Raw genomic sequence first — 21,693 nt, forward strand, 5'->3', positions numbered from 1 at the left:
TATGAAAATCTTACGTCCGTTGTGGACGGAGGGGGCGTTTTTGTCCCCTCAACAATTTCAGCAGCAGGCGCGTTGGGAAAGTTATGTTAATGACTGCCTGGCGCATCTGTCGTTGAATCATCCTTGGGGGGTGCTGTGTGCCGAATTTGATCAAGATGCGCTGCGTCTTAATCGATTGAAGGCACAGCACCTCCGTTTGCGTCTGCCGGACGGGAGTTTGATTGACACTGACGTGACGGATAACCTGCCACCTGCAATTGATTTAACACAGATACTGACTGGGCCTCAACGTAGCGTTGAGGTCTTGTTAGCGCTGCCGTTGCTGCATGCCAACGGCGGCAACTGCCTGATGATGGAAGAAAGGGCAGAGCGTCCGATACGTTATCGTCAGGAGTGGGTAGCCGCTCAGGACCTGTTTGGTCATGAGGCGGAATCCATCGCGGTTGAGCGCCTGGCATTAACCTTGCGTTTTGATTCTGAAGAGAATGGCGATTACCTGACCTGCCCGCTGGCCAGACTGATGCAGGATGGGCAGGGCAATTGGGTGGTTGATCCGCAGTTTGTCCCACCGTTGCTGAGTTTTAACGCGCATAAGGGTTTGTTGGATCGGCTGGACAGCCTGTTGGTCCAGTTACGGGCGAAGCGTACCCGCCTTATGGGCATGCGCCGTGAAAGCAACCAGCGTATGGCAGATTTTGCCGTGGCGGATGTGTCGCTGTTTTGGCTGCTCAATGCGCTGAATACCCAGGAACCAGTCCTGAACGACTTCCTGGCGCACCCCGCTCTACATCCAGAGATTATCTATCGCGAACTGGTGAAGCTGGCCGGTGCTTTGCTGACCTTCTCACTTGAGCATGATATGGAGGCGATCCCGGCTTATCAGCACGAAAACTTGACCGGCGTTTTTCCTCCGCTATTTGACCTGATCAGCACCTTGCTGGAGGCCAGCCTGCCATCGCGGGTTATTGCGATTGCGTTGGAGAAAGTGCGCGAGAATCAGTGGAAAGCCTCACTCAACGATCCCCGTTTGCGAGACGAAGCTGACTTCTACTTATCTGTACGCTCCAGTTTGCCTGCACACCTGCTGCAACGTCAGTTCCCGCTGTTGTGTAAGGTCGGGACGCCAGACGACGTCAATAATATCGTCAATATCGCACTTAACGGCGTGCCGCTGATTCCACTGAGTCATGTACCAGCGGCTATTCCTTTGCGGTTGGAGAATCAGTATTTCGCCTTTGATCTGACGCATCCAGCGGCAAAAAGCATGTTGGAGGCAGGAATCTGTGCGTTCTATGTGCCGGGTACATTGCCAGATGTGCAACTTGAACTCTTTGCGGTACTGCGCTCATGAAACCAATCAAAGATCTTTCTATCGATAGCCTGCTCTATGACACCTGGTTGATCGTGGTGGAGTTGCGGCGAGGAGTACCCGCCCAGCAGGGTGTGGCACTTTATCAACGTTGTCTACAGCAGGTTATAGAGACTCAAAACCGCTTAACTGAGGCGGGTTACAGCGCCGAAAGTATTGAACATATCACCTATGCGCAATGCGCGTTGCTGGATGAAACCGTTCTCGGGCGCGGAAAGCAGGACGCAGGGTATGCCACCTGGATCCAGACACCGTTACAGACGCATTTTTTCAACACGCTGCAAGCCGGTGAACTCTTGTATGAGCGCATGCGTCAGGTGTTACGCGAACCTGCGTCGGATCCGGCCGTGCTGACCTGTTTTTATCGGGTATTACGATTAGGGTTCGAAGGTGTTTATCACGGCCAGTCGCAGCAGCAACCGCGTGAGCAATTGATGACGGCTCTTGGTGAGCAAGTGGCTGCCTACGATATCGCCCTGCAACCGCCTCTGCTGGTGGATGCCCGGCCACGGCGTCAATACCGTTTATTCCAGTCGGCTGTTTTCTGGCTTTTCCTGGCTTCGTTAGTGCTGGCAGGTGGTTGGTGGATGTTGCATATGCATTTGCAGGAATTTCTCACGACCTTGTTACCAGGGGGCGCTGAGTGAGCGTGATACTGAGGCGATTGTTATGGCTCTGGATCGGGGTGTTGGTTTTGGTCTTGTGCCTGGGCTATTTACCACTGACCCCAATGGGCCAACTCACCGGGGCCGTGGTGATTATTGTTATTACCCTTGTTGCGTTGATCTGGGGGGGGCGTTCAGGTGTTTCCGCACGGGTTGAATCTGATATAAACGCCGCCTGGCTAACTCATCTTCCGGCTGAACGCTATCGTCAACCTGTCGTATTGGTCTGCGGCGATGGGCTGGAACAGATGTTTGCTGGTGTAGCGGTGCGAGAAACACCGGAAGGCTGCTATTTGGCGGTGTCTGAGCTGCCGATGCTGTCCGAAGCGGCAGCCGCATTGCTCAACCTGCGTCCTGAGTGGGCAACACAACTTAGCGCGCTGTTGCTGGTTAATCCATCACAGCATAATGACTTGGCGGTATTGGCGAATCGAGTACAAACTTTTCGCCATCAGTTATCCCGTATGCGTCGCGTAACAGGGACGGATGTCCCCGCGCTGCTATGCAGCTATCTGCCAGTGGGTGCGGCATCTGATGTTGCAGCCGATCAGGTTGAATGGTTTGAGTTCAAGGCTGGCCAACCTTCAGCCACTGTCTGGCATAACGGGCACTCTGCACAACCTTTAGCGCAGTGGGTGGCGCAAGGGGAAAGCGTTGAGCAAACTCAGAAGCTCTTCCGGGCAATAGAGGTTGAAAGCTGGGCGCAGTGGATAGCGCAACAGATCCTGCCGCAATGCTTAACGCGTGAACAGTCTATGCCGATTTGTTCACCTTTGGCGCTGGCATTGACGTTTTTTCCGGCGGTGCCTGAATTGCCAGCTTCCAATCTCTGGCAACAGTGGTTGACGGAAAAAACCACGCTTAACCGCGAAGAAAGCAGTAACGAAAGTGATGAAAACGCCTCATTGCCTTTCCCCGATCCGTTATTGCGTCTGTTGCCACAACAATCCGGCTTTACCCCGCGACGCCGCGCAGTGGTTTATGCCGCAGGGGCATTCACGCTGGCCGGGGTGGTCGCTTTGAATGCTTCCGCATGGCAAAACCGCACGCTGTCACGCCAGATTACGGATGATTTGCAACGCTACCGGGTTATTCCCATGTCGGATACTCAAGCCAAAGCGGGGGCGGTGAAAGCTCTGTGGGCTGATGCTGCGCAACTTGATGACTATTACCGTGAGGGCACTCCTCTTAATCTTGGCCTGGGTTTATATCCTGGTGAGCGTTTGCGGCAACCGGTATTGGCAGCCATCAGGGGTTACATACCGCCGGTGGAAGAAAAGAAAATCGATGCACCAGCGGCACCTGCACAGGTAGCACCACAAACCGTGTTGCTGGATAGCCTGTCGCTATTCGATACGGGCAAATATCAGCTTAAAACCGGTTCCACCAAAGTGCTGGTGGAAGCGTTAATCAATATTAAAGCCAAGCCCGGCTGGCTGATTGTGGTGGCAGGTCACACCGATATCACCGGGGATGAGAAGGCGAATCAAATGCTGTCTCTCAAGCGTGCAGAATCGGTACGCGACTGGATGTTGCAGACCAGTGATGTTTCACCAACCTGCTTTGCCGTGCAGGGGTATGGCGCAACCCGACCTATCGCTTCTAACGATACCGACGAAGGGCGGGCAGCAAACCGAAGAGTAGAAATTAGTCTGGTGCCTCAGGCGAATGCCTGTCAGGGGCCGGGCAGTGTAACGCCGCCGGAACACGCGGGCGGTTTTGATAATCAAGGAGAGTAAACATGGCAATTCCAGTCTATCTGTGGCTGAAGGACGATGGCGGTGCGGACATTAAAGGTTCTGTGGACGTACAAAGTCGCGAAGGGAGCATCGAAGTGGTGGCACAGGATCATAGCCTGTACATCCCGACTGACAATAACACTGGCAAGCTGACCGGAACTCGTATCCATACACCTTTCGTATTTACCAAGGAAATCGATGCGTCCAGCCCATACCTGTACAAAGCGGTGACCACCGGCCAAACGCTGAAAACGGCTGAGTTTAAGTGGTACCGCATTGATGATGCTGGCCAGGAAGTTGAGTATTTCAATACCAAACTGGATAACGTCAAAGTAGTGAAAGTGGCACCGAAGATGCACGACATCAAAGATCCAGGCAAAGAGAAACACAATCACCTGGAACTGGTGGAACTGCGCTACGAAAAAATCACCTGGACTTACAAAGATGGCAACATCATTCATTCCGATGCTTGGAATGAACGCGCTACCGCGTAAAGGTTGGAGCAGACGGTGTTACCGTCTGCTTTTTATTGGTTGTTTTTTCCTAGGGTCTGTTGCAGGCATTAGGCAAAGACAACGTACTTTTATCAGATAACCTTATGGGCCTCGGTTAACGGCTGCGGGCGGTAGTGTGCCCGAGCATGACGGGAAAACAGGGATAGGAACTATGGAAAATCAGTCAGCTATTTTATTACGCCGGTTAAATTCTCATTGCGCGCAGGCCTTGGAAGCTGCGGCAACCTTGTGCCAGACCCGTGCCCACGCGGAAATTACCATTGAACACTGGTTGCTCAAACTGTTGGAATTGGGTGAGGGGGATATTACCGTATTGGCTCGCCGTTATGAGTGGGATATGGACGGTGTGTGGCAATCGCTGTTGGCAAATCTTGACACTTTGCCACGCTCGGTCCGTAGCCGCCCACATCTTTCGGCCGCCTTGTTGAACCTGATCAAGCAGTCTTGGCTGGCGGCATCTTTGGATGAAGATGCTCAGCAAATTCGCAGCGTTCACCTGCTGGGTGCGCTGATGGCAAAGCCTTCGCAGCTGGCGACCGATGGCCTGTGGCCGCTATTGAGCCTGAGCCCAGGTCAATTGAAGCGCCTGCGTCCTTTGCTGGATGCCCAGTCCGATGAGCGCCCGGAGTTACAGCAACAGGCTGAACTGGGGCGTTATCCTTCTGCTTTGCCCCAGCAAGAGTCAGAGTCTGTGGCGGATCCTTTGGTTTCCTCACCAATGCCCAATGAAGCATTGCTGGCGGTGTTGGACAAGTTCACACAGGATATCACCGCCAAAGCCAAGGCCAACGAAATTGACCCGGTATTCGGGCGTGATAACGAAATCCGCCAGATGGTGGATATCCTTTCGCGCCGTCGTAAAAACAACCCGATTCTGGTGGGTGAGCCTGGGGTGGGTAAAACGGCATTGGTTGAAGGGTTGGCCTTGAGAATTGCCGAAGGTAACGTGCCGGACAGCCTGAAAACGGTCAGCGTACGCACGTTGGACCTGGGGCTGTTGCAGGCAGGAGCCGGTGTAAAAGGGGAGTTTGAGCAACGCCTGAAAAACGTGATTGCCGCGGTGCAGCAATCGCCGAACCCGATCCTGCTGTTTATTGATGAAGCGCATACCATTATTGGCGCAGGTAATCAGGCGGGGGGCGCCGATGCGGCCAACCTGCTTAAACCAGCACTGGCGCGTGGCGAGCTGCGCACGATCGCCGCCACCACCTGGTCGGAATACAAGCAATATTTCGAGCGTGATGCCGCATTGGAACGCCGCTTCCAGATGGTGAAAGTGGACGAACCGGATGATGAGAAAGCCTGCCTGATGCTGCGTGGCCTGAAAGATCGCTATGCCAAACACCATGGTGTACACATCACCGATGAAGCGGTAAAAGCCGCAGTGACGCTGTCGCGCCGCTATCTGACGGGCCGTCAACTGCCGGATAAAGCGGTCGATTTGCTGGATACCGCCAGTGCGCGGGTACGCATGAGCCTGGATACCAAGCCACAGCCATTGATGCAGGTCAGCTCCGAACTGATGGCGCTAGACATGGAGCAGCAGGCCATTGAACAGGATCTGGTGCTGAGTTCGGATGCCGATCCGGCCCGTTTGGCAGATATCACCGATTGGCGTGAAGTGTTGCAAAAGCAACAGGTCGAGCTGGAAAAACAGTATCAGCAGGAAAAAGCGCTAACCCAGCAGCTACTGGAGCTGCGCAAAGATCTCAGCCGTTCGGTGGAGCGTGCGCAACTGCAACACCAACTGAATGAACTGCAAAATAACATTCGTTTACTGTCACTGGATGTCGATGCCCGTACCGTGGCGACGGTAATTGCCGATTGGACCGGGGTGCCGTTGGGCAGCTTGCTGAAAGACGAGCAAACTAACCTGCTGCAATTGGAGCAGAGTCTCGGTCAACGTGTGGTTGGCCAGGACGCAGCGCTGTTGGCACTGGCTCAACGCCTCCGAGCGTCCAAAACCGGCCTTACGCCAGAGAATGGCCCGCTGGGCGTCTTCCTGCTGGTTGGCCCGAGCGGTGTGGGTAAAACCGAAACGGCACTGGCGTTGGCAGATAGCCTGTTTGGCGGCGAAAAAGCACTCATCACGATTAACATGTCGGAATACCAGGAAGCGCATACCGTTTCCCAGTTGAAAGGTTCACCGCCGGGTTATGTCGGTTATGGCCAAGGCGGCGTGCTCACCGAAGCGGTACGCAAGCGCCCATACAGCGTAGTGTTGCTGGATGAAGTCGAGAAGGCCCACCGTGATGTGCTGAACATGTTCTACCAGGTGTTCGATCGTGGCTTTATGCGCGATGGCGAAGGCCGTGAAATCGACTTCCGCAACACCGTGATTCTGATGACCGCCAATATGGGCAGCGATCACATTATGCAACTGCTGGATGAGCAACCCGAAGCACCGGATGCCACTTTGCACGAATTGTTGCGCCCAATCCTGCGCGAGCATTTCCAACCCGCCTTACTGGCCCGTTTCCAAACGGTGATTTATCGCCCTCTGGCCGCTTCGGCATTGCGCAATATCGTGGAAATTAAACTCGAACAGGTTGCTCAGCGCCTGCAACGTCACTATGGGTTGAACTGCACTATCGAAGAAAGCCTGTACGATACGCTGGTTGCTGCCTGCCTGCTGCCAGACAGCGGTGCGCGCAACATTGACAGCCTGCTGAATCAGCAGATCCTGCCGGTATTGAGTCAGCAATTGCTGCAACAGTTGGCACAGCATCAGAAACCGCAACACCTGCTGTTGGGGTATAACGATGAAGAGGGCATTACGCTGGCGTTTGACGATCCGAACATTGCGCAGACAGCGTGATGCCCAAGATGACTCACTCTTTTCTGTGTTACTGGTGCTATTGAAACGACGAGGTTTTACTTTGCCGACCAAGATATTCGATGTCAGTGGTAATACACCGGCAGCCCCGACCATTGATGGCCTCACTGCGGAGGTGGAATGATGCTGACACAGCTTATCGCCGCGTGTTTTAAAGATCGTGATGTGTTGGATGAAGCCAAACAGGCAGCCGTATTATGGCAGCGCTGGCTGGAACCTATCGCAGCAGATGCACCGGTTGGCGACGATCCGGGTTATGACGACGATTTTCAGCGTATGCGCGAAGAGGTGAACAAGCTCTCAGGTGCAGACACCGATCTGATTTGCCAATTGGCCGAGAAGCTGCTGACCACCAGTTGCAAAGATGTGCGGGTGGTCACTTATTACCTGTGGGCGCGTTTGCACCGTGATGGCGAAGCAGGGCTGGCGGATGGGCTAACGCTGTTGGCAGGGCTGGTTGAACAATATGGCGAAGCCTTGTTACCCCCGCGCGCCAACAGCCGGAAAGTGGCGTTGGAATGGCTGGCAGGCGGCAAGGTACAAGATAGCCTGATGCGTTACCCGGAAATCGAAAAAGCCGATTTCGAACGCGCCGTAGCCGCGCTGGCATTGCTTGATCATGCTTTTAGCCGTTGGCCGGAACAGGATCGGCCTTCATTTGCCGGGCTCTACAGCGCGTTGGATAACCGGTTGGCCCAGTCGGGCGGCATGGATGCGCTGGTGCCACAAAATAGCGGGGCACAAGAAAGCACGCCTACGCAGGTTCGGCAGCAGGACTTACCCAGCCTGCGTCAGGTGCAATCCGGGCGCGATCTGCTGGATCAGGCGAAAGAGTTGGCACGTTATCTGCGCGAGCAGCCACAAGGGTGGCTTTCTGGCTCAAGATTGATGAAAAGCGTCCGTTGGGACACCGTGCATCAGCTCCCTCCGCAAGACAGCGCTGGCCTGACCCGGCTGGTGGCACCGCGTACCGAATACCGCGCCCAGCTAAAGCGCCTCTACCTGCAACAAAGTTGGGGCGAATTGCTGGAGCGGACGGAAAGCATGTTTGCCGAAGGGGTGAATCATTTCTGGCTTGATTTGCAGTGGTACACCTATCAAGGGTTGAGCAAGCATGGTCATCCCTATGATCTGTGGGCAGACATTATCAAAAACGATCTGGCAATGCTGCTGGAGCGTTTACCGGGCCTGCAAAAGCTGGCCTATGCCGATGGCACACCTTTCGCCGATGAAGTCACGATGGCGTGGATTGAGCAGCAGGTGCAGGGGAGTTCCTCCGCCTGGCTGCCAGAGAATGCCACAGCGGTTGCGGGCGAAGATAGCGATATCCTGGCATTGGAACCGGAAGCGCTTGCCCAGGCAGACAGTGATGGTATTGAGGCCGCATTGGGCTGGCTGGCTGGCCGCCCAGGGATCCACACGCATCGTCAACGCTGGTTGCTGCGGCTGTTGATGGCGCGCGTCGCCGAGCAATACGGCAAGAATGAGATGGCGCTGCATTTGCTGAGTGAACTGGATGGCCCGGTGGAACTCTTTACGCTAAGCCAGTGGGAGCCTGCACTGATGTTTGAAGTGAAGGCCCGGCGGCTGAAATTGCTGCGCATGAAAGCCCAGCGCGGTGACGCAGATAAAGCCGAACTGGCTCGCCAGATGGAACTGCTGCTGAGTGGACTGGTGGCCATCGATCCGGCACGTGCTGCCGTATTGTGTGGTTAGTGAAACGTGGCAGAAAGAGCAACAGAGGTGCTGGTGTTTTCAGGGGCATGACTTGCCCCGAATACCGCAGTAGAGAGATTCCGATGTCAAATATCGCTATTAAATCCGCGCCATTAGTGTCAGGCGTGATTCTGGTATTGATGTTGACGGGCTGTGGCCTGACGCAAAAGGTTGCGGAAGGCACCAAGTCTGTTGCCAGTTCAATATTTTATAAACAGATCAAAACATTGCATCTTGATTTTGCTAGTCGCGCCGCGCTTAACACGGCTGGGGATGACGGCACATCATTACCGACGGTGGTGCGTATTTATCAGCTACGCGACCGCAAAGCCTTTGACAAAGCGGACTATCAAAGCCTGCTGCTGAGGGGCGATGATGTACTCAACGCCGATCTGTTGGCCAGCCGTGAAGTGGTGGTTAAGCCCGGTGGTTCTGCCAGCCTGGATATGCCCCTGGAAAAAGAGGCGAATTTTGTTGCAGTGGTGGGGCTGTTCCGCGCCCCGGATCTGACCAAAAATGACTGGCGCTATGTGATCCCGCGCGAAGAGCTTGATCCAGATAGACCCCGCACGTTAGCGCTGAGCAAAGGCTTAACGCTGCTCCCCCTGAAGGATTAACCCATGACCTCATTGAATCCTTCCCTGTATGAAATGCTCACCGGCAATTTCTCTGGTGAGCTGGGCCTGCACCAGGTCAGTGAAGAGGACCAGGTGATCCTCTCGGTACTCGATAACATGCAGCGCATTCTTAACTGTCGGGCGGGCACGCTTAGCCATCTGACTGATTATGGTTTGCCGGATATGAGCAAAATATTGCAGGGGATGCCCGGCACGGCGCATACGCTGATGACCACGCTTTCGCATACTTTGCTGAAATATGAGCCGCGACTGAAAAGCATCAGGGTTATTCTGCTGCCCGAAACTCAGCCAGGGCATTTGAACTATGCCATTGATGCCGAATTGAAAGGGGTAGGGCTGGTGCGTTACGGCACTGAGTTTGTGCCGGAAGGGCGAGTATTGGTTCGGCATCTAAAAAAACAACAGCGTATGGAATAAGGTAACTGAATGAGCGCATTATCATCAGGAAACAGCATCAAAACCGGTGGCGATCCACGTACTCTGGCAGAGTTCGCCACGCTGAAAGAGGAAATCGCCAAGCTGAGTCACCCGGCGCGCCCGGATGTACACTGGGGCAAGGTTGAACAACTCTGTATGACATTGTTCCGGCAGAATGGCGTGGAACTGCAAACGGTCGCGTGGTTTACGCTGGCACGCACGCAACGTTCTGGTTTGTCTGGCATTCATGAAGGGCTGCAACTGATCGATGGGTTGCTCACGCACCAGTGGCCGGTCTTTTGGCCGCAGCAAACGCACGCCAGGGTAGAGATTCTGGCCTGGTTGGTCGCTCGCTTGCAGCAGGTGTTGCGCACGCAGGAGTTCCAATATGGCGATCTGGCGCAGATTTACCGTATTGAGAAAGTGCTGGAGCATGTGTGCTACGTGTTGCAACGCCTGGATCTGAAGCACCTCAGCAAGCTGGATAACCTGCGCAATCAGATGCACCATGCCGCATTGCGGCTGGAAAGCCTGGAGTCGGCCGCCACTGCAACGTCACAGGCGACTGAAATTCGGATTGAGCCGGAAGGGGCGTTCCAACAGGAAAGTGCAGCATCGCCGCCGTTGGTGTATATCATCAAGGAGTCAGCGCCTGTGCCACCCCCAGCACCTACCCCAATTCCTGCGCCATTGCCTGCTCCCGAACCGGAGCCTGAACCTACCCCCGCTCCCGCTCGCTGGAAGATGTGGCACGGTTTTTTGGCGGGGGTGATCATCAGTGTGCTGGTCGGAGCCGTTACCTGGTGGGGGATTGCTTCTCTTCGGCTGTCTGGCACTGAGCAGGTATTGCGGAATATGGTCAGGCCATTGCCCGTGTTGTTGGAGCCGGGGCAACTGGCGAAGCTTCAGCAAGCGGATCATCGTGCTGAATTGGCCAGACTTGAAGATACGATGGCTCAAACCAGTGGTGAACAACTGCTGCGGCTGGATGCACTGTCTCCGCTTTGGGCACTGAACTACGGCAACGTCTTGGTGCAACAGTTGCACGCACTTTGGCCGGTGAGCCCGCAGGTAAAACAGTTAGCGGAACAGTGGCAACAGCAGCGCGAAGCACAAGCGTTGCCAAAAGCCGCGATGGAAGATTGGCATCAGGCGCAAACCCGCCTGCAACAGTTGGCCGATAAGCTGAATTCGCTGGACGAGCAGCGTGGCCGTTACATGACGGTTTCAGAACTGAAGTCGGTCGTATTCGCCGTGCAACAGCCAATGAATCGCACGCCGCCGTTGGAGGAACTCTTGCGTCAGCTCGAAGAACAACAGCGTGCGGGTAAGGTTTCACCTGGATTGCAAACCCAGATCGACAGCAGGCTGACGCAGTTGTTGAACCGTTATGCTTTGTTGACGGCACCCGCTAAATAAATACTTTCCCGTAGGCCACCCCTTTCAAGCGGAAGGGGTGCGCGTCTTATATTCCCCGGCTCTATCATCCAGTCTGCGTGTTTAATTCCATTCACTGACCATCCGCCAGTTTCATAGGTTGTGCCTGATAGCATCACCATTTTTAATGGCTGCCAGAGCTTTTGCCGCTCAGGGTCTGACAATGACCGCTATAGTGAATTAGGGACTTCGATCTCAGCAAACACTCTGAATTGGAAAACACGTATGCATGTTTTACTGGATAGGCACATTACGGCGATGATAGTCGTCCTCTTATTTTCAGCGATCTCATTAGTGGCCACCGCCGCTGAAAAGGTTATGCAGATGCCTTTTCAGTTGGATGACACCTCTCTCCCGGTGACCCAGGTTGACATCGACGGGAAGCGCCAGACGTTTTCGATCGATACGGGATCATCCATCGCTCTGCATTTATCGAAAGCCGTCATGGCGCAACTTTCTGGGTTGGTCATCGATCCTGAAAAAGAGCGCACTACAGATCTGACAGGCAAAATCTTTCTCAATGACCGATTCCACATTCCACAGCTTTCGCTCAACGGTATGCTATTTAAGGACGTTAAAGGGGTGTCGTTAACCCCTTGGGGGATGGTTTTAATTCCCAATGGGCATATCCCTACGTCAATGGTTATTGGCCTGAACTTATTCAAGGGAAAGGTGGTACTGATTGATTATAAAGGCCAGAATTTGTCAGTGGCTGATGATGTACAAGCATTGAACGTCAACGTATCAGACGGTTGGCTTGCCTTGCCGCTACAGCTTACGCAAGAAGGCCTTGTGGTCAATGTTTCGCAGCGTTTGCAGCGCTACAACATGGTGTTGGATACCGGCGCAACGGTATCGGTTTTTTGGAAAGATAGGCTTAAATCTTCGTTTACTCGCCTCTCTTGCCAGACCCTGATGCCAGAAATGGACAATAAAGGGTGCGAGGCAACTGAGTTCAAACTTGACGGGATGGGCACAGAAAATATCAAGTTGAATGCGGTACTGCTAGACGGTGCATTTGAGCATATGGAAACGGATGGTTTAATTGGTAATAATTTCTTCAAAAACTTCGTAGTCCTTATCGATTTCCCTGGGCAGAAATTACTGATTAAAGACAACCGTCCCCCAGAGGGAAGTTGAGGGAGAGCAGTTCACCCCAGGAACTGAGGGCAATGTCCGTTTCAGACCAATAACGAATGCCAAGGCACGGCTAACGCCCAACCCGCGCCTGTAATGCCGCAGGGTAACGTTTCCCCTGAACGTGAACCGTTTCTAGCGTGGTGGTAATGCTTTGAAGCTAAAGGTTATTCAGTATGATCTCAGCCGCACCCAGGTTTTCTTCCAGGCGGTGGAGTTTGGTGGTTGCAGGGATCGGTACGATCCGTGGCTTAGCCCCAGACATCCCAATCCTAATGCTGAAACTTCCAACCCCGAATTGCCAAGAGTACGTTTTTGCATGTGACGAATCCTTCCTATTGCACGGAGTATGTGGGTGATTAAACATCCAGTTTACGCTTGGTCAGCCACTCAACCATCGCCGGATCGCGATGAGAGAAGAAGGCACTGGTGGCCGTATCCATTGCCGCTATCTGCGTCATTTCCGCGTTGCTGAGTTCAAAATCCAGTACGTTGAGGTTCTCTATCATGCGTTCTTTACGAACGGATTTCGCCAGCGAAACAATGCCACGTTGATAGATCCAGCGCAGGACCACTTGGCCGACACTCTTAGCGTATTTCTTGCCAATCTCTGACAAGAGTGGGTTCTGAAACAGGCCATTGCGGCCTTCAGCAAAAGGAGCCCAGGCTTCTGGCTGGATGGCACGGCTGTTCATCCACGGCACGGCATGAAGTTGCTGGTTAAACGGGTTGACCTCGATCTGATTGACCGCAGGAACGATCGGGTTAAACGCCATCAGATCCGCCAGGCGATCGGGATGGAAATTACTGACGCCAATCGCCCGGATTTTGCCCGCCCGGTGCAACTCTTCCATCGCGCGCCACGCGCCGTGAACATCACCGTAGGGCTGATGAATCAGGTACAAATCAACGTAATCAAGCTGTAGACGGTTAAGCGAGCGCTCAAACTGGGCTTTTGCGCCTTCATAATGGGTGTCCTGCAACCAGAGCTTGGTGGTGACGAAGAGTTCATGGCGCGCAATGCCGCTTTGTTGCAGCGCATTCCCTACCTGGGCTTCATTCTGATAAGAGGCTGCGGTGTCGATGAGGCGGTATCCGCTCTCAATGGCATCAATCACCGCCCGTTCGCATTCGGTTGGATCGGTCATCTGATAAACGCCAAACCCCAGTAAAGGCATCTGAATACCGTTATTTAATGTGACGGTTTGCATGGTGTTGTCCTATAAGCATGTCTTGGTTGCAAGCAGAATAGCGCAGACGCTGTAATAAGATTAGGTGCTATAATCCGCATGACTTTATTAGTGGGGCTAATAAATAGAATGGAGAATTACAACGATCTCGCCGCGTTCGCGTTGGTCGCCAAAGAGCGTAGCTTCACCCGGGCGGCCGCGAAGCTGGGGGTGTCTCAGTCAGCGCTGAGTCAAACCATCAGGGTGCTGGAAGAGAAACTGGGTTTGCGGCTGTTAACCCGCACAACGCGCAGCGTTTCGCCCACAGAAGTTGGCGAACAGATTCTTAACCTGCTTGCGCCACGGCTGGAGGAAATCGAAACCGAAATTGCGCGGCTAAAAGCACAGAAAGAGCGCCCGGCAGGCACCTTGCGCATTACGGCGGGGGAGCATCCTGCGGTTTATATTGTGCAACCCGCGCTAGCAGCGTTTCTGGCCGAATATCCTGATATTCGTGTCGAACTGATTGTGGATTACGGCCTGTCAGACATTGTGGCGGAGCGCTACGATGCCGGTATCCGGCTGGGGGAGCAAATAGCCAAGGATATGATCGCCGTGCGCATTAGCCCGGATATTCGCATGGCCGTGGTCGGTTCGCCGGATTACTTTTCAAAGCATCCGGTGCCGCAGCATCCTCAGGAGTTAACTCACCATAACTGTATTGGTATCAGGTTACCGACCTATGGCGGCATTTTCCCGTGGGAGTTTGAAAAGGAGGGAAAAGAGTTAAAAGTTCGGGTTGATGGGCAGTGCGTTTTTAACACCGTGGCATTGAGGCTCAATTCAGCACTGGCTGGGCAGGGGCTGGCCTATATGCCGCAAGATATTGTGCAGCAGTTTATTGAGGACGGGCGTTTAATCCGCGTCTTGGAGGCGTGGTGTCCCTATTTTGCTGGATATCATCTGTATTATCCGAATCGTCGACATCCTGCTCCGGCCTTTATGCTGATGGTCAATGCGCTGCGCTATACAGAGTAAGGGAGCCGTTGGCTGCTCCCTTATTGGATTATTTACTGAAGGTTTTTCTCTTTCAGGAATTTTGCGACCAGACCGGCAATTTCAAGGTTATTCAGATCGGAGAACGGGAAGTGCGTGTTCCCCTTGATGCCCATTTCCGGCAGATGGATAACCGTTACGTCTCCGCCATGTTTATTCACCACATCCCGCCATTGGCGCGCCACAGCCAGTCTGGCCCGCCAGCTATCCTGTGCGGGCAGCGCCGTCGGTTTATCTGGGATATTATCGCCGTAGATAATCAGGACCGGGATTTTAGTCAGCGCCATAAATTGGGCCAGCGGCACGGATTCCCCTTTGACGGTATCAAAAGCGTTCTTCGTTGGCGGTGGAACTTCACCTTCTGGAAAGACAAAGCTGCTGCCAGGTTCAAACGCGACGATCCCTTTTACCTTGGGGTTCTTTATCGCGGTGAACCAGCCAGGGCCGCCACCTTGGGAATGCGTAAACAGGATCGCGGGGCCAGATTTATCCACTACGGCTGACATGGCATCGGAAATCACATTGATATCAAAGGGGCCGGTATTGGGCGTCATCTGCCGATAGTACTGGTTTAACACCTCTTTATCGTGGGAGAACTGTACGCCCTCGAAGAAATCAGGCCAGACACCCAGGCGAAACTGGTTAAACCATAATTGCTCGTCTGCAACAGGTTTGACGGTTCCTTCCAGCATGCTGCGCCCGGCGTTACCCCGGCGCGGTTGATCGACCAGATAGGTCGAGAAGCCACGGCGCAGGAAAATGTTCTGAAAACCCTCGCGACCGTCCGGTGTGCTTTCCCATGTGCGGGAAGACTGCCCAGCACCGTGCAACATCACAATGGGATATTTGTGCGGGTTCACCGGGATCTGATAAAACACAGCGGCGTGATCGCCATGGTAGGTCTGGCCCGCAGGATCCAATGGTTTTTTAGGATCAAACTGGCCGGGTGTGGTCATAGCCGTTCCACCGGCAGCAAAACTCCCCTGAGACTGGATAACCAAGGGTTTTGTGGGTTCAGCAAGTGTAGATTGAGAAATTAATCCGCCAACCAACATACAGGCGGTGAGTGTTTTCAGTAAGGTTTTCAAGGTCTTTTCCTCATGTGATTGCGGATGCTTGAATCATAGAGAGATTTTCACGCATGACTATGCGGTTAAAACGCATGCGTTAATAAGCTGGGCTAATATATGTTTGAGCACCATGTATTGCGCTAAACCGTGGTTTCATCACTGTGGGTACTGCTCGTCCGTGACTTTTTCCATCCACGTCACGGTGTTACCGTCCAGTGATTCTGAAACAGCAACATGTACCATCGGCTCTTTTGCGGATGCGCCATGCCAGTGTTTTACATTGGGCGGGATCCATACCACATCACCGGTTTTGATTTGCTGGGGCGTGCCTTCCCATTCCTGTACCCAGCCAGTACCGGAAGAGACGATCAGGGTCTGCCCGAGGGGATGCGTGTGCCAAGCCGTTCGTGCTGCGGCTGCAAATGACACGGTACCTCCGGAGATTCGGGCAGGGGCGCTGCCTTTGAATCGTGAGTCAACTTTTGCCGTACCGGTAAAGTTCTCCGGCGCGCCAATAGTCGTAGGTTGTGAGCCTGCACGGCTGATCGTTACCGCTTCCTGCATTGCGGCGATGGCCTGCGTACCAGGCAGTAAGAGTGCGGCCAGTGTGATAAGGAAAATTTTCATATCAATTCAATCCATTAACGTAAAAAAATCCAATTAATCCCTCGAAGATAAAAACTATTTCCCTTCTTTAAATACCTCTTTTGCGATGGATATGGCCGTTACGGCCGTTGGCCAGCCGGAATAGAAGGCAAGTTGGGTGATGGTTTCAACCAACTGTTCTTCGGTCAAACCGTTCTGGCGCGCCAGACGCAGATGGGAGCGCAACTGATCGGGGCGATCCATCGCTACCAGGGCGCTGACCGTTATCAGGCTCCGATCACGCTTTGAAAGCTGTGGCCGCTCCCAGATATCGGCATACAGAACATCGTCAGTGAGTTGCGCCAGCTTGGGGGCGATATCCCCCATCAACTGCTGCGCCCGCGATGGTTTCTTTTCGGCCACATCTTGCGCATGGGCGAGAGAGGTTATTGAAGCGGCAAATAAGAGCGAGGTACAAAACAGACAATGCTGGAGCATTTTTTTCATTATTCATTTCCTTTGTTATTGGCAATGTTGAAAAGAAGATGAATTAAGTTTACCGGAGGCTTCATGTCGTCAGGCTGACAGCGGACTGACCTTAATGATCCCCTCATTTTTAGAGACTCAAATAATTCCAAGTGTGCGGGTATATAACCGATGCTGCCTCAGGTAATAAGTAAACTTCTCCATCAACAACGTCGCGTAGGCTTCTTTCATTTTAGGCAGCAACTGATAGTAGATGACACCCTGTCGGAAAAATGAATACGTTCGGCTTTTGCTGGTATTGACCTTGATCGTTCGTTCCAGACCCACGCTGTCACCCGCCTTGCCCAGCAGCGTCAACAGGACTATCGCCAGCGCACTGAACAGAAATAATCGGTCGCGTCGTGCCGGATTTTTGACACGAACCTGACCCATTCCCATGCCAAATCTGTAGTCCTTGATGTCCCGAAAACTGCTCTCGATACCCCAGCGCTGACCATACAGACTCAAGGCCTTGGCAGCGCTCAAATCGACGCGATTACTCGCCAGAAACCACGGCTCTTTCATACCGCTCTTGTGACAGCAATAGACCCGCTCGACCCGCTGTCGTTGCCCGGTAAGCTCCACCTCTTTGAGCGTGCGAGTTCGCCCGGTCGGGGTAAGCCATTCAGTCGCCGGCACCTGAGCCATACCTGGGTAGCCAACGAGAATATTGCTTTTAAAACGAATGATATAGGCAAAACCCAACTCTTGTTCAAGACGTTCAAACAACGCCATATAACCGAAGCCACGGTCCGCCACGACGGTGACAAAAACCCCTTGCGGCAAGGTCTTCCTGAGCTTGGTTAACAGCGCCTTTTCATGAGCGTTGCGTTGCCCTTTGAGCAAGGATTTCTGGTGGGTTTTCCACAGGAGCGGCGTGTTGCGTCCATGGTTGGTTTGCAAGCTGATAACCAGGGTGCTGTGGTCATCAGTATCAAACTCAGTCCAATCCATGGAGACGACGATGTCAGTACGTTCAGCCACCACATAGGGAACCCAGTCATCAAACAGGCTCCAGACGTTTAGTTTAGTGTTGGTGAGCAGTCTATCAACCTGCTTGACGGCGTGCTTTCGCTCAAGGCCGCTTGCCAAAGAGAGCCCATTGCCAATTGCATGGATGGCCAATGAGCCCGACTCAATCACCCCGTGGGTTGCATTGGCGAGCGACAATACACGCTTGGCATGCATGTCCTGCCCGAATATGTCATCAATGTGGTTAAGGATTATTTCGTGGTTAAGCATGGAGATTGTCTGCTCGTTATTAGCGGGTCAATAACGGAGATCATACCTCAGAAGCCGTACCATGCCTCACTCATATGAGGGGATAGCTAAGCGGACTGACATATTTGTCAGAATTGCCGTTAACTGTATTTTTATTAAAGGAAATATATTTTTGTTATCAATAATATTAAGCACTTTCGATTTTAATCTGCTCCGGCAGAATCGCTGCTTATTGCCAGGGTCAAACCAAAGGTATTAATTCCATTCTGGCTGCTGGCAAACACATCGCCTCGATGCATGATCGCCACCGCCCTGACGATGGAAAGCCCAAGCCCATGGTGTGTATCGCTGCGCGTGCGGGAGGAATCAGCGCGATAAAAACGCTCAAACAAACGTTGCAGATGTGCAGCCGTAATAGGTTCGCCGAGGTTAGCGACCGCTATTGAGGCCAGATTATTTTCTTTGCTGATCGTCACCGTTACGGTGCTGGCAGGTGGAGCATGGCGAGCGCTGTTTTCCAACAGATTCGCCAGCGAACGGTGGAACAGCCGCCGATCAATACGGGCGGTGAGATCGCCGTTCACCTCAATAGACAGGTTTTTTTCGGCAAATGAAGGCTCAACGTATTCCGCTGTTTTGTAGGTTTCTTCACGCAGAGACACTGCGGTTAACTGGGTGGCATGTTCCCCGGCCTGAGCATGGGAGAGGAATAGCATGTCGTTGACGATCGAGGTCATGCGCTCAAGTTCTTCCAGATTGGACTCCAGTAGCTCCTCGAGTTCGTGCGTTTCGCGTTGACGTGACAGGCCCAGCTGCGTTTGCCCCATCAGGTTGGTCAGTGGGGTTCTCAGTTCATGTGCCACATCGGCATTAAAACTTTCGAGCTGTCGCCAGGCGATTTCCTGCCGTTCGAGCACGCCGTTGAAGGCAACGGCCAGCTTTTGCAGTTCATCCGGCAGAATAGCGGTATCCAGACGCTGCCCGTGATTCCCCGGAGCCAGGTGATGCGCCTGATCGCTGAGTTTGTTCAGTGGCCGCATACCGATTCGGGCAATCACAAACCCCAGCAGCGCCACCAGTAGCACGCCCATGGCGGTTATGACGATCAGCGTGCGGGTAAATTCGTTCAGCGTTCCCATATAGGGGGTGGAGTCGATGGCTACCACATAGCGCAGAGCGGGGCGCTCACCCTGAGCAGGGATTTTTGACATCAGCAGAAACAGGGAGCATGACTTTTCTGTTGCGCCGGGCACTTTGCTGAAGCCATTGCTCAGCGAAGCCCAATTTACGCCGCTGGGTGGCAGGCCGCCTATTTGCAGTTGAGGATCATCACTGAGCAGCCAATATTGCACCCGGCCACCTTCAGCCGTGGCCAAATCGGTGAATTTGGTTGCCAGCGTTTGCCAGCCATCCAGCGTGGTACGGGAAAGGATCCAGGGTTCCATCAGTGATTCCCTGAACAGCAGTTCGTTATGCATCTGTTTTTGCAATGAGTCATGCAGGGAGCTTCTCAGCACAATGCCGAAGATTGACACAATCAAGACTGAGACCACAGCAAACATCAGCGCCAGCCGTCCTGAGATAGAACGTTTAATCATGACAGTTCTCGCTATTTTGCCTGCTGCTCGGGGCGGGTTTCAAGGACATACCCCATGCCCCGCACCGTATGCAGCAGCTTGACCGGGTAGGGGGTATCAATTTTCGCCCGGAGGCGTTTTATCGCCACTTCAACCACGTTGGCATCGCTGTCAAAATTCATGTCCCAGACCTGCTCCGCAATCATCATTTTGGATAGGATCTCACCCTGATGCCGCGCCAGCAGGCTTAACAGGGCAAATTCTTTGGCGGTGAGTTCAAGACGCTCACCGGCTCGCGTGACACGTCTCGCCAGCAGATCGAGGTGCAGATCGTTAATGTGCAATTGGGTGACATCTACGCCATCGCTGGGGCGACGCCGCAGCAGCGCCTGGATGCGGGCCACCAGTTCAATCAGCGAAAACGGTTTGGGCAGATAATCATCTGCACCGTGACGCAACCCTTTGACGCGCTCATCAACCGAGCCGCGGGCGGACAGCATCAGCACCGGAGTTTGCTTACTGGCTCGCAGACCTTGCAGCACCGCATAACCGTCGATGCCGGGTAACATGACATCCAGCACAATCGTATCGTAATCATACTCAAGAGCCAGATACAGGCCATCCGTACCGTTGGCTGCGACGTCGACGGTAAAACCCAATTCGCTAAGCGCGCGATTGATATACGAAGACGTTTTTTCCTCATCTTCTACCAACAGTAGCCGCATGTTCGCCCCTCCTTTTCCCCGTTCCACCCATCTTAACCGTTCATGACCAACACCAAGCTGACATTTCCCTGACATTTTTGTCAGGAAAGTATTTATCTAGCTGACAGAAATGTTATCTGGCCGTCATGCTGGTGTCAGCCAGCCCCCCTTAAACTCCCTCTCAAAAGCAATACGTGGGTTATTTGGGATATCTGGAGGATTCTTTCAATGAAATACAACCTTTTCAAAACAACGTTATTAGCGGCAGTGATTAGTCTTTCATCAGGGGGTACCATGGCAGCCGATTATCAATTAAACCCGTTTACGTTGGCCTATGACGGCGCAATTACCGAAAACGTGAAAGGCAAAGTCAATATTCATCCGGTGACTTACAAGCTGAATGGTTTGGATATTTCCGCCAACGTGTATACCCCGGCGAATTATGATCCCGCTAAAAAATACCCGGCAGTGGTGGTGGCGCATCCCAATGGTGGTGTGAAAGAGCAGGTTGCTGGCCTATATGCCCAGCGTCTGGCTGAACAAGGCTACATCACCATTACTGCGGATGCGGCGTATCAGGGGGCCAGCGGCGGTTTGCCCCGCAATGTCGACAAACCCGCTTACCGTATTGAAGACATTCACGGCATGGCCGACTTCATCACCCAATATCCTGGGGTGGACACGGTTCGTTTAGGCCTGCTGGGCATTTGCGGCGGCGGTGGCTACTCCTTAAAGGCAGGACAGACCGATAAACGCTTTAGCGCCATTGCCACATTGAGCATGTTTGACTCTGGTTTGGTCAGACGCAACGGTTATCAGGATTCGCAAATCTCCACAATACAGGAACGCTTAAAACAGGCCTCTGATGCCCAGGCAAAAGAAGCGGCGGGCGGGGCAGTGACCTATATCGGGGATGCCAAACTGACGGATGAGCAAATTGCCAAGCTACCGTTTGATCTTTATCGCCAGGGGTTTGAGTACTATGGCAAGACTCACGCCCACCCCAACTCAACCTTCAGATACACCGCCAGCAGTCTGCTCGACTTAATGAGCTTTGATGCTGCCAGCAATATGGATTTAATCAATAAGCCGTTGCTGATGATGGCAGGCAGCAAAGCGGACTCCCTGTATATGAGTGAAAAAGCCTTTAAAGGCGCAACCCAGGCCAAAAATAAAGAGTTATTCCTGATTGAGGGAGCAACCCATATTGAGACTTATTGGAAACCGGAGTATGTCAATCAGGCAATGGGGAAATTAGAACAGTTCTACGGGAAGAACTTATAAGAAGCCGTCTGTCTCGGTGTCACCGTGATTGCT

General features: G+C 53.2%; 19 protein-coding genes and 1 pseudogene. 12 read left to right on the forward strand and 8 right to left on the reverse strand.

Going from position 1 to position 21,693, the window contains the following annotated elements; all coding sequences use genetic code 11:
• The first annotated feature begins 1 nt into the window (after nucleotide 1).
• From tssK to ACX9GT_RS09490, 10 genes are all read left to right on the forward strand, one after another.
• Entirely contained in the window at nucleotides 2–1,351 is a 1,350-nt protein-coding gene (gene tssK / locus ACX9GT_RS09445) for a type VI secretion system baseplate subunit TssK (RefSeq protein WP_473190830.1), read from the forward strand.
• Complete coding sequence (tssL, locus tag ACX9GT_RS09450) at nucleotides 1,348–2,016, forward strand: type VI secretion system protein TssL, short form (protein WP_473190831.1); 669 nt, start codon at nucleotides 1,348–1,350, stop codon at nucleotides 2,014–2,016. The genes tssK and tssL overlap by 4 nt, the downstream gene beginning before the upstream one ends.
• The gene (locus ACX9GT_RS09455) at nucleotides 2,013–3,773 is read left to right on the forward strand and encodes an OmpA family protein (protein ID WP_473190832.1); all 1,761 of its coding nucleotides are present in this window, start codon (nucleotides 2,013–2,015) and stop codon (nucleotides 3,771–3,773) included. The genes tssL and ACX9GT_RS09455 overlap by 4 nt, the downstream gene beginning before the upstream one ends.
• A 2-nt stretch (nucleotides 3,774–3,775) precedes the next feature.
• Nucleotides 3,776–4,267 (forward strand): Hcp family type VI secretion system effector, encoded by a 492-nt coding sequence (locus ACX9GT_RS09460; protein WP_037396711.1) that lies wholly within the window; start codon nucleotides 3,776–3,778, stop codon nucleotides 4,265–4,267.
• 172 nt (nucleotides 4,268–4,439) lie between these two features.
• A complete protein-coding gene (gene tssH, locus ACX9GT_RS09465) occupies nucleotides 4,440–7,106 on the forward strand; it encodes a type VI secretion system ATPase TssH (RefSeq protein WP_473190833.1) in 2,667 nt (888 codons plus the stop codon).
• Between the two features lie 141 nt (nucleotides 7,107–7,247).
• A complete protein-coding gene (gene tssA / locus ACX9GT_RS09470; RefSeq protein WP_473191547.1) occupies nucleotides 7,248–8,840 on the forward strand; it encodes a type VI secretion system protein TssA in 1,593 nt (530 codons plus the stop codon).
• 83 nt (nucleotides 8,841–8,923) lie between these two features.
• Nucleotides 8,924–9,457, forward strand: a complete 534-nt coding sequence (gene tssJ / locus ACX9GT_RS09475) for a type VI secretion system lipoprotein TssJ (RefSeq protein WP_473190834.1) — start codon at nucleotides 8,924–8,926, stop codon at nucleotides 9,455–9,457.
• 3 nt (nucleotides 9,458–9,460) lie between these two features.
• Complete coding sequence (gene tssE / locus ACX9GT_RS09480) at nucleotides 9,461–9,895, forward strand: type VI secretion system baseplate subunit TssE (RefSeq protein ID WP_473190835.1); 435 nt, start codon at nucleotides 9,461–9,463, stop codon at nucleotides 9,893–9,895.
• A 9-nt stretch (nucleotides 9,896–9,904) separates the two neighbouring features.
• Entirely contained in the window at nucleotides 9,905–11,314 is a 1,410-nt protein-coding gene (locus tag ACX9GT_RS09485; protein ID WP_473190836.1) for a VasL domain-containing protein, read from the forward strand.
• 243 nt (nucleotides 11,315–11,557) lie between these two features.
• On the forward strand, nucleotides 11,558–12,472 hold the full coding sequence (locus ACX9GT_RS09490) for a hypothetical protein (RefSeq protein ID WP_473190837.1): 915 nt from the start codon (nucleotides 11,558–11,560) through the stop codon (nucleotides 12,470–12,472).
• 70 nt (nucleotides 12,473–12,542) lie between these two features.
• Here ACX9GT_RS09490 and ACX9GT_RS09495 read toward each other — a convergent pair.
• Nucleotides 12,543–12,722, reverse strand: a pseudogene (locus ACX9GT_RS09495) (aldo/keto reductase); the annotation flags it as partial.
• Nucleotides 12,723–12,828: 106 nt separating this feature from the next.
• Nucleotides 12,829–13,680: an aldo/keto reductase gene (locus ACX9GT_RS09500; RefSeq protein ID WP_473190838.1), complete on the reverse strand. Its 852-nt coding sequence runs from the start codon at nucleotides 13,678–13,680 to the stop codon at nucleotides 12,829–12,831.
• A gap of 108 nt (nucleotides 13,681–13,788) precedes the next feature.
• Between ACX9GT_RS09500 and ACX9GT_RS09505 the strand changes: the two genes are divergently transcribed.
• Nucleotides 13,789–14,676 (forward strand): LysR family transcriptional regulator, encoded by an 888-nt coding sequence (locus ACX9GT_RS09505; RefSeq protein WP_473190839.1) that lies wholly within the window; start codon nucleotides 13,789–13,791, stop codon nucleotides 14,674–14,676.
• 32 nt (nucleotides 14,677–14,708) lie between these two features.
• On the opposite strand, the gene ACX9GT_RS09510 is transcribed toward ACX9GT_RS09505, so the two are convergent.
• From ACX9GT_RS09510 to ACX9GT_RS09535, 6 genes are all read right to left on the reverse strand, one after another.
• Nucleotides 14,709–15,782 (reverse strand): alpha/beta hydrolase, encoded by a 1,074-nt coding sequence (locus tag ACX9GT_RS09510; RefSeq protein ID WP_473190840.1) that lies wholly within the window; start codon nucleotides 15,780–15,782, stop codon nucleotides 14,709–14,711.
• A gap of 138 nt (nucleotides 15,783–15,920) precedes the next feature.
• Nucleotides 15,921–16,391 (reverse strand): (R)-mandelonitrile lyase, encoded by a 471-nt coding sequence (locus tag ACX9GT_RS09515; protein ID WP_473190841.1) that lies wholly within the window; start codon nucleotides 16,389–16,391, stop codon nucleotides 15,921–15,923.
• Between the two features lie 54 nt (nucleotides 16,392–16,445).
• Nucleotides 16,446–16,859 carry a carboxymuconolactone decarboxylase family protein gene (locus ACX9GT_RS09520; protein ID WP_473191548.1) on the reverse strand — a complete coding sequence of 138 codons (414 nt, stop codon included), beginning with the start codon at nucleotides 16,857–16,859 and terminating at the stop codon, nucleotides 16,446–16,448.
• Nucleotides 16,860–16,973: 114 nt separating this feature from the next.
• Nucleotides 16,974–18,116, reverse strand: coding sequence for an IS4 family transposase (locus tag ACX9GT_RS09525; RefSeq protein ID WP_473187570.1), 1,143 nt, complete (start codon nucleotides 18,114–18,116; stop codon nucleotides 16,974–16,976).
• A gap of 182 nt (nucleotides 18,117–18,298) precedes the next feature.
• Complete coding sequence (locus ACX9GT_RS09530) at nucleotides 18,299–19,693, reverse strand: heavy metal sensor histidine kinase (protein WP_473190842.1); 1,395 nt, start codon at nucleotides 19,691–19,693, stop codon at nucleotides 18,299–18,301.
• An 11-nt stretch (nucleotides 19,694–19,704) separates the two neighbouring features.
• The gene (locus ACX9GT_RS09535; protein ID WP_473190843.1) at nucleotides 19,705–20,397 is read right to left on the reverse strand and encodes a heavy metal response regulator transcription factor; all 693 of its coding nucleotides are present in this window, start codon (nucleotides 20,395–20,397) and stop codon (nucleotides 19,705–19,707) included.
• Nucleotides 20,398–20,670: 273 nt separating this feature from the next.
• Here ACX9GT_RS09535 and ACX9GT_RS09540 point away from each other — a divergent pair, with 273 nt between their 5' ends.
• Nucleotides 20,671–21,660, forward strand: a complete 990-nt coding sequence (locus ACX9GT_RS09540; RefSeq protein ID WP_473190844.1) for an alpha/beta hydrolase — start codon at nucleotides 20,671–20,673, stop codon at nucleotides 21,658–21,660.
• Nucleotides 21,661–21,693: the final 33 nt, after the last annotated feature.

It is taken from the genome of Serratia sp. YWN4 (genome assembly GCF_055790845.1).